The 9,192-nt window shown below is 36.2% G+C and carries 10 protein-coding genes; 6 read left to right on the forward strand and 4 right to left on the reverse strand.

Translation table 11 applies throughout. From position 1 onward, the window contains the following. On the reverse strand, window positions 1–636 hold a 636-nt coding region (locus E1171_RS14125; RefSeq protein ID WP_155206677.1), incomplete at its 3' end, for a UbiA family prenyltransferase. Between the two features lie 114 nt (window positions 637–750). On the opposite strand from E1171_RS14125, the gene E1171_RS14130 reads away from it, so the two are divergent. After that, complete coding sequence (locus tag E1171_RS14130) at window positions 751–1,908, forward strand: type III polyketide synthase (RefSeq protein ID WP_155206678.1); 1,158 nt, start codon at window positions 751–753, stop codon at window positions 1,906–1,908. A 5-nt stretch (window positions 1,909–1,913) separates the two neighbouring features. Continuing rightward, window positions 1,914–2,645, forward strand: coding sequence for a methyltransferase domain-containing protein (locus E1171_RS14135; RefSeq protein WP_246164352.1), 732 nt, complete (start codon window positions 1,914–1,916; stop codon window positions 2,643–2,645). A 22-nt stretch (window positions 2,646–2,667) separates the two neighbouring features. Here the strand turns inward: E1171_RS14135 and E1171_RS14140 are convergent, their stop codons facing one another. Both E1171_RS14140 and E1171_RS14145 read right to left on the reverse strand, forming a co-directional pair. Next, a complete protein-coding gene (locus E1171_RS14140; protein ID WP_155206679.1) occupies window positions 2,668–3,255 on the reverse strand; it encodes a nitroreductase family protein in 588 nt (195 codons plus the stop codon). A gap of 286 nt (window positions 3,256–3,541) precedes the next feature. Beyond that, window positions 3,542–3,748, reverse strand: coding sequence for a hypothetical protein (locus E1171_RS14145; RefSeq protein ID WP_155206680.1), 207 nt, complete (start codon window positions 3,746–3,748; stop codon window positions 3,542–3,544). Window positions 3,749–4,100: 352 nt separating this feature from the next. On the opposite strand from E1171_RS14145, the gene E1171_RS14150 reads away from it, so the two are divergent. From E1171_RS14150 to E1171_RS14165, 4 genes are all read left to right on the forward strand, one after another. After that, window positions 4,101–4,493 (forward strand): Hsp20/alpha crystallin family protein, encoded by a 393-nt coding sequence (locus E1171_RS14150; protein WP_155206681.1) that lies wholly within the window; start codon window positions 4,101–4,103, stop codon window positions 4,491–4,493. A gap of 193 nt (window positions 4,494–4,686) precedes the next feature. Beyond that, window positions 4,687–5,316, forward strand: coding sequence for an NAD(P)H-dependent oxidoreductase (locus E1171_RS14155; RefSeq protein WP_155206682.1), 630 nt, complete (start codon window positions 4,687–4,689; stop codon window positions 5,314–5,316). Between the two features lie 259 nt (window positions 5,317–5,575). Further along, complete coding sequence (locus tag E1171_RS14160) at window positions 5,576–6,829, forward strand: dipeptidase (protein ID WP_155206683.1); 1,254 nt, start codon at window positions 5,576–5,578, stop codon at window positions 6,827–6,829. Window positions 6,830–7,199: 370 nt separating this feature from the next. Further along, the gene (locus E1171_RS14165) at window positions 7,200–7,868 is read left to right on the forward strand and encodes a Tll0287-like domain-containing protein (protein ID WP_155206684.1); all 669 of its coding nucleotides are present in this window, start codon (window positions 7,200–7,202) and stop codon (window positions 7,866–7,868) included. 20 nt (window positions 7,869–7,888) lie between these two features. Here the strand turns inward: E1171_RS14165 and E1171_RS14170 are convergent, their stop codons facing one another. Further along, complete coding sequence (locus E1171_RS14170) at window positions 7,889–9,115, reverse strand: BaiN/RdsA family NAD(P)/FAD-dependent oxidoreductase (RefSeq protein ID WP_155206685.1); 1,227 nt, start codon at window positions 9,113–9,115, stop codon at window positions 7,889–7,891. Window positions 9,116–9,192: the final 77 nt, after the last annotated feature.

Consider the following 9,192-nt stretch of genomic DNA (forward strand, 5'->3'; position numbering starts at 1 on the left):
AATAGCAGAAAAGTAAAAAGTTTTCCGAATGCCTAACCACAAACTTAAGGTTTGATCTCCTCGACGAGCATCTTCTGCATGCTGGTACACTTGAGTAAGGGGGTAGGAAGCCCATAATAGGAAGGAAGACAAAAAGGCTGGAATTAGAACATGATCTGTACGAAAAACAGTACTAAAGTTTTCTGTGGGATTAAGAGCCATCCATACCATCAAAAAAGTAAAAAATCCCTGAAAAAAACCCGCAATCAACCAGGATGTAATGGGATACTTTTTTAAGCGAATAACAGGATGGCTATAGGCTTTAGATACCATACCATAAATAAACAACATCACTGCAAAAGTAATACTTATAAGTAAACCCAGGATTATAGCCAATGTATCTAGAATCAAAGCCACAAAGTACAACTCTTTTGAAACTGGTGGTGGATTTTCCAGCCCGCCAATACTATCTTGATCCTTATCAAAATAACTATTATAGCCATTACTGGCTGGGTACAATAAAAAATGTAGGATAACAAATATCAAAAAAACATTAAAAATTGCTAGTGAAGGGCTCAAACTACAGGCAAAACCATAAACGGGTAATAAAAAAAAAGAAAAAGGAATACGAAGGTGTAATAAAGTGGCTTTCTTCATAAATATTATCATCTGTTTAGTAATAATTTATCACAAATTTTAGTAATATAAAAGAGTGAATTTGAGAGAGTTAAAGTGGATACCCCATAGGCAATTACAAATTCCTTCCCCTTTATGAGTTATATCACATCTATCGGTTCGGCCAATCCGGCCCATAAAATCCCACAAAGCCAAATCGCCCATTTTATGGCCCGGGCGTTTCAAATGAATTCCAAAGAACGGTATAGACAAAATATTCTTTATAGGGCTTCTGGCATTAAATTTCGACATTCCGTCATCGAAGATTATGGTAGGCAGGAGTCATTTCATTTTTTTCCTGACAACAAGCATTTAAGCCCATTTCCTCCCCTCAGTAAAAGAATGGATGTCTTCAAAAGGGAGGCCCTACTTTTGAGTGTAAAAGCGATAGATGATTGTCTTGAGGAACTGGATAGGTTTCACCGAATAGAAATTACCCATCTAATCACCGTAAGTTGCACAGGAATGCATGCCCCTGGCCTTGATATTGATTTGGTGGAAGCACTTAACCTTAATCATCAGGTGGAACGGTTGGCCATCAATTTCATGGGATGTTATGCTGCCATAAATGCGCTAAAATGTGCTGATAGCTTTTGCAAAGCAAATGAAAATGCCAAAGTCCTAATAGTTTGTACCGAACTATGTACCCTTCATTTCCAGAAAGAACCCACCGAAGATAACATCCTGGCTAATGCACTTTTTGCTGATGGAGCTGCAGCCATTTTAGTACAAAACATTCCTACCGAAGACTTTAACCTTAGTTTAGAAGGATTTTGCGGAGACTTGGCCTTTCAGGGAAGACAAGATATGGCCTGGCAACCTGGTAACTTTGGTTTTGAAATGAAATTATCTGCCTATGTACCTGATATTATTCAACAAGGTATTTCAAAATTAACCAACACTCTTTTAAACAGCTTAAGCCTAAATTTAGAGGAAATAGATTTCTTCGCCGTCCATCCTGGAGGAAGACGCATCCTTCAAGTCATTGAAGAAGAATTACAAATCGGTAGAAATAAAAACCGCTTCTCACATGAAGTTCTACAGCAATACGGGAATATGTCTTCTGCTACTATCCTTTTTGTGTTGCAAGCAATACTGAAGGAATTAAAAACAGAAGATAAAGGAAAAAACATCCTCAGCTTTGCATTTGGCCCAGGCCTTTCTATGGAAAGCATGTTATTGAAAATTGTAGGAAAACAGCAAGATTCAGAATCCTCTGAAAAACTCCGTATGTATAAACTTAACCAAAATTAAATGTCATGCTCTTTACAGAAAGAATGGATATTCCCGAAATTATGGACGATCTCGAATTTTCTGGTAAAGAGATGGACATCACTCTCCAAGAATTGGAAACCATCAATAAATGGTTGGGAGGTAACAACATTACCTTAAATGGTGTAGAAAATATCCTGAAACACAATCCCAACCCCGGTGGAAAGATTAAAATTGCCGATTTGGGATGTGGGGGAGGAGATATGCTGAAACTATTAGCCAACTGGGGAAGAAAAAACAAACTTAATTTAGAGCTAACTGGCATTGATGCTAATGAATATATTATTCATTATGCCCGTGAGAACTGTAAAAATTATCCCGAAGCCCAATTTGAGGTTTTAAATATTTTTGATGAGGCTTTTGAGAAACATGTTTATGATATCATTTGCTGCACCCTTTTCACCCATCATTTTAGTAATGAAGAATTAGTACAAATCTTTCAAAAGTTTTACAGACAAGCTCGAATGGGGGTAACAATTAATGATTTGCATCGACATTGGTTGGCATACCATTCCATTAAGTGGCTTACTTACCTTTTTTCCCACTCCCCCATGGTCAAAAACGATGCTCCGGTCTCAGTTTTACGGGCTTTTAGTAAAAAAGACATTAAAGAAATACTCCGAAATGCCCAAATCACAGATTATAAATTGAAATGGAGATGGGCCTTCCGGTGGGAATTAGTTATTTATAAAGATGAAGAGTTAATAGTGAATAATTAACAAATTCACTATTAATTATTTATTACTTAACCCATCTGATTTTATCTTTTATAGGTTTTCTCTTTCCTTTTGGCCATGGATTTTTTGGAATGCCCAAAAATAAAAACCCTAACAGTTTGTCCTCCGATTTTAAACCAAAATATTCTTTCGCCTCCTCCATATAAGTTACTCCACCAGTACTCCAATAACAACCGACCCCATAGGCTGTAGCAGTCAAATACATATTTTGGACGGCACATGCCACAGCCTCCACTTCTTCTATTTCAGGAATCTTACCTTTTGGATCCCGGCTCATACCGATACTTATAATGTGAGATGCCTTCAAAGGCTTGGTAGCTAGCTTTTGGAATTTTTCTTCCTGAAAATTCCCCTTAGCCTCAGCACCTTTCTTATATAATTCCGATTGAAAAGTTGCCAATTTTTTAAGACCCTCTCCCGTAAATACTGTAAAACGCCAAGGCTCGGTAATCCCGTGAGTAGGGGCCCAGTTGGCGTTTTCCAATAACTTTTCTATAATTTCCTGATCGATTTTTTCCCCTGAATACATATTCGGGTAAATAGACCGCCTGTTCCTTATCAGTTGATTTATTTCTTCCGGCTTATTGCTCATATGAATTGCATTAAAATTTTTCGGCCATATTACGGACAATATTTTAAAAGTCTAAATTATGCTCTCAGGAAATCGGATAGGAATAATTTGTAGAGATGTAAGGATTTGCCCCAAAGCCTCTCTACATTCACAAGAAAGGTGTGAAAAATAAATTGAATCGTCCAAAATCCCTTTGGCATTTTGCCTATAAAAAAGGGATATATTTCGGAATTCAATTATTAGTAAACAATATGGTATAGCCAGATCAGAGACAAAAACCTTGGGTCTTAATGGTTTTCTCTAAAAATTAGGCAGCGATCTTTTTCTTTGAGAAAAAATCAAAAGGATGAATGAAAATTCCTGATTCCGGATCCTCTTTATCCACCTTCTTTAACTGGACATTTAACAATTGATTTTCTTCATTCACATCCAAGACCCTTCCTTCACTCCCTTTAGGAAAAGGGTAATACATCTTTTTGAGGAAGATTTTATCTCCCTTTTTAAACTTTACCATGACCACAATTGATTGGTGAACAATTAAAAGACACATGAGAGCCAAATTAAGTTCTTTCTTAAACCGCTTTTTAGACAGCAGTAGTTCACTAAGTCACCTTCTTGATTTATCAAATCCAGAATTAAAATTTTTGCATCTGTAATGCATTTATAAATGAAGAGAATTCTTCACAACTAAAACAAAATCAAGCATTAAACAAACTTAATTAATCTAATAAGTAGCCCAACACATCTGCCCAATTGGCATTATTTAATCCTTTCTTTCTACACATTAACAGACAAATTGTCTCCATTATATCAGTTCTTTCATTTGGAATAATGTTTGGGTGATGCCTTTAAAAAAAATTATAATCATGAAACTGCTGGAAAAACAGCTTGTTAGGAATCTATTGCTCACCGGAGATGTATACCATACCATCAATGGGGGAAGAAGCCAACCCAACAAGCAACTTTATAAAAAAACGGACCATTACCTTTTAACTTTAAGTATACATGGAATTTCCCCAGAACATGTTAGAGTAGAGGTAAAGGAAAGAGAGTTACTCATTTTCCATCTTTTGAGTTTTCAGAACAGTGAACAAAATGGCCATATTCCCATTTTATTGGCCAACCATGCTATTCCAATGAATGTAAACAGGGATAAAATATATGCACGCCAGGAGGGAAATCAACTTAAAATATTTTTACCAATTAATAAAATGGAAGAAGGGGAGGGATATTTCAAAAATATAAGCATTGAGAAATAAGGCTTGAGTAATTTGAAAAATCCTCAAAAGTTTAGGGAAATCTCCCCTAAAGCTTACAGGTCAGTGATAAAAAAATAATTGTACCTACATCTTTTTTCTAATTCTTCCGTTTAAGCGTTGAGAGTAGCTTGTAAGAGCAAGCATTACTTTTTATTAAATCTTAGCAAACAATTAGCACTTTTAAAATTTCAAAATGGACATTATAGAAAAATTAAATTGGCGTTATGCCACCAAACGATTCGATGAAAATAGAAAGTTGTCCGATGAAAAATTAAATACAGTTCTAGAAGCTCTTAGGCTTTCTCCTACCTCCTATGGCTTACAAGCCATGAAATTCGTTGTGGTGGAAGATAAGGCTTTGAGGGAAGAATTAAAAAAACATGCCTGGAATCAGCCACAGGTTACAGAGGCCTCCCATTTAATCGTCCTTTGCAGAGAGGCCACCCTTTCAGAAGGTGATGTAGACCTCTTTGGAGATAATATAGCTAAAACAAGAGAATTAGAAAGAGAAGCAATTGCCGAATATATGGGCATGATAAAAAACTCGCTTGCTAATCTTGATGAAGACTCCAAAGGACAATGGCTGGCGAGACAAGTATACATTGCATTAGGAAATCTTCTAACTGTATGTGCCGTAGAAGAAATAGACGCTTGCCCAATGGAAGGTTTTGATCCTGCTGCATTCGATGAAATTTTAAAATTAGAAGAACAAGGACTTAATTCCGTTCTTGTAGTGCCTATTGGTTACCGTTCAACTGAAGACGGTTATCAAAACCTTGCCAAAGTGCGTAAACCATTAGAAGAGGTTATTATTCGAAAATAAACTCATTTCTATTCCAAGGTCTCTGCAAAAAACAGAGACCTTTTTATTAATTTCAATAGCCAAACTTCTTTATTCTTTTCATTATATCTTCCATTTCCTTCATTTTTCATGCCTATTTTTAGGTATTAACACTCAATTAATTTTTATCTAACAGCAATTATCCGTACTTTTCCTTAATCAAAAGTAGATTGATTTCATTTTTTAAAAAAGAGTAATCATCCTACACTACTATTTACCATCCTTTTTAAATTAACCAAAAATGAAAAGACAACTTAACGTTCTCTTACTTTTTTCTGGGATAATATTTGGAGTTGGCTGTCAACCAAAAGAGACTTCAAATGATACTGACAAAGAATTGAAATCCCTAGCTAATAAGTTAGCGCAAGAATATATTATTGTAGATGGACATGTAGATATTCCTTATCGATTAAAAAATAAATGGGAGGATATTTCTGTACGAACAGAGAATGGTGATTTTGACTATATAAGGGCTAAAGAGGGTGGCTTAAACGCCCCTTTTATGTCCATTTACACCCCTTCTTCCTTAGAAGCTGAGATAGGATCATTTGATGGCAGCTCTAAGGCCCTGGCAGACACATTAATCGATATGGTTTATCAAATTGCTGAAACCCATCCTGATAAATTTACAATTGCCACTTCTCCTGATGAAATTGAAGAAATATTTGCCAAAGGAAAAATCGCACTTCCTATGGGAATGGAAAATGGCAGTCCAATAGAGGGGAAACTAGAAAACATCCAATATTTTTATGATCGAGGCGTACGCTATATCACCCTAACCCATGGTAAAAACAATCACATTGGTGATTCCTCTTACGACACTACCCGATACTGGAATGGATTAAGTGAATTTGGTAGACAAGTGGTTCAAGAAATGAACCGTGTTGGAATTTTAGTAGACATTTCCCATGTTTCAGATAGTACCTTCTATCAAGTAATGGAAATTTCTAAAGCGCCTGTGATTGCTTCTCATACCTCATGTCGCCATTTTACTCCAGACTTTGAAAGAAACATGTCCGATGATATGATTAAAGCTCTTGGTCAGAAAGAAGGAGTAATTATGATCAACTTTGGCTCAACTTTCCTAAGTGGGGAATCTCAAAAGATGGCTAATCAAAACCGAGAACACATTGCCAATTGGCTAGAGGAAAATCAAATGAAAAGTGATGACTCCAAGGCAAAGGAATATATCGAGGCGTACATAAAAGACCACCCTTTTAAGACAGATGTAAACAAGGCGGCAGATCACATTGATCATGTAGTAAAACTAGTGGGTATAGAACATGTTGGATTTGGGTCGGATTATGATGGGGTAGGAGACAGCCTTCCGATTGGACTTGACGATGCCTCATTTTATCCAAACTTAATTTTTACACTTTTAAAGCGTGGATATTCGGAAGAGGATATTCGGAAAATCTGCTATCAAAATGTATTTCGTGTTTGGAGAGAAGCTGAAAAATTCGCAAAAGAAAGCCAAGCCATTGCTAAAAATTAAAAATAAACTTATGGCCTATTATTATAGGACAAGAGAATTCAGTTGAATTGTAGGGGCGCAAAATATTGCGTCTCTACTATTCAAAATTCCCTTTTAGCCTTAAAAAATGAAAGACTAAATAATTACCATCAAACTTCCCAATTTTTTTATACCATTCTTTAAACCCTTGTTAAGTTATTCAGGGAGCCTAAAATATCCTATAAAAATGCTAATAGCCCTTCTCTTTTAATAAAAAACCTTTTTCCTGAATAACATCGACAAACACTCCTCATCTTTTAAATTGTTTTCACAGATTCTTACCTTTGCCCAATAGCAAGAATTGTTTTTTATAAAAATCAGCTTATTAACAATAAGAATCAGGGATTTACATATGTGGAACATTAAAATAAAATGGGCTTTTGTTAGTCTTATTTTTCTCACAATAATGTCTGCCTGTGACGCCGGGCTGAAAAGGAAAAAGAAATCGGAGGCATTAAGAAAGGAAATGAAAAGCAGGGAATTGAAATTCTTAACTCCCTCTGAAATAGCAACAAATGCTTACAAGGTGGGAGACCTTGTTGTTAAGGCTGCAGAAAAGGAATATATTGAGAGATTAACTGAAATGATAAAGGAAAAGGGTGTAACCTATGCCATTCCCTACTGCCAGTTTAATGACCTAATGCTGACAGACTCCTTATCTGACTTATATCAAGTAAAAATAAAACGGGTGTCACTCAGACCTAGAAATCCTGAAAATACTGCGGATAGCTTAGAGAGTCAACTTATAGATGCATACCAGTATAGCATTGACCAGAAACTGTCAAGTGCCGATAACCTTCAAGAACTAGACAATGGGGATTTCCTTTTAACCAAAGCAATTGTTTTAGATCAAACAATGTGTACCCAATGTCATGGGACAAAAGAACAAATTGGTCCAAAGAACCTAAAATTAATTCGGAAAATATACCCGAAGGACCAATCCATAGATTTTAAAGAAGGTGACCTTATGGGAATGTGGAGCATTCATATACCTCGAAAAGAATTAATTGAAGCCCTTTAATAATTCATTGTTAATTAACTCTAATCGGGTGCCAAAATATTTTTACTGGCAATAAAAGCTGAAGTCCAGGCGTGTTGGAAATTAAATCCTCCCGTTACTCCATCCACATCAAGGACCTCTCCGGCAAAAAATATTCCCGGTTGTTTCTTGCTTTCCATCGTTTGTAGATTAATGTCCTTCAGGCTAATTCCTCCACAGGTTACAAATTCTTCCTTAAAAGTAGTTTTTCCCTTCACTTTAAATTCTGAGCGAATCAGGCCTTCTATCAGTTTATTGAATTGTTTTTTGCTTATATCTACCCATCTTTTTTCATTAGAAATTAGAGCGGTATCCACCAACCGGGCCCATAATCTCCTGGGAAGGTCAAAAAGGGGATTGCTGCTAATCACTTTTTTAGGGTGTTCTTTTTTAAATTGAAGCAACTGATCTTTAAGGCCTTCTTCAGAAACTTCACCCAACCAATTAATGTGAATGCTAAAATTGTAATCTCTCAAATGCAGCTCTCTGGCACCCCAGGCCGATAATTTAAGAACAGCAGGTCCACTAAAGCCCCAATGAGTGATCAACAAAGGGCCACAATCATTCAATTTACTTCCAAGGATTTTAACTTGTGCATGAGGAACAGAAATACCTGCCAAATCCTTAAAATCAGAATCAGGAACATTAAAGGTAAAAAGGGAAGGAACAGGATCTTTTATATGATGGTTCAGTTGAGATAACCAATCGTAGGCTTGTGCTTTTGATTGGCCTCCAGTTGCAATCAAAATCCTATCGGCTTTAAAAAACTGTCCTCCTTTAACATGGATTTGAAACCGTTCATTCACCACAGAGATACTTTCTACCCCCACAGATTTATTGATACTAATGCCTAGTTTTTCACACTCCTGTAGTAAACAATCAATGATGGTTTGAGAATTATTACTGGTAGGAAAAATTCGACCGTCCTCCTCAGTCTTCAGTTTTACTCCCCGTTTCTCAAACCAGTCAACCGTTTCCTGAGTAGAGAATTGATTAAAAGGTTTTCTTAAGGATTTATTTCCCCTGGGATAAAACTTAACCAATTGACTATTTTCAAAACAAGCATGGGTAACATTGCAGCGCCCTCCTCCTGAAACTTTCACCTTGGACAATAACTTGCTACTTTTTTCCAATACCACAATCTCCGCCATTGGAAAGTGGATTTTAGTATTAATAGCACCGAATATCCCTGCCGCTCCTCCACCAATGATATATATTTTAGGATTCATGCCACAAAACTAAAGATAATTTTTTCAGGTTTTTGATTTGATAGCTTTTGTGATATTATTATTTGGTTGATTTTGGT

The sequence above is a fragment of the Xanthovirga aplysinae genome, from assembly GCF_009711365.1.
GTDB classification, from domain to species: domain Bacteria; phylum Bacteroidota; class Bacteroidia; order Cytophagales; family Cyclobacteriaceae; genus Xanthovirga; species Xanthovirga aplysinae.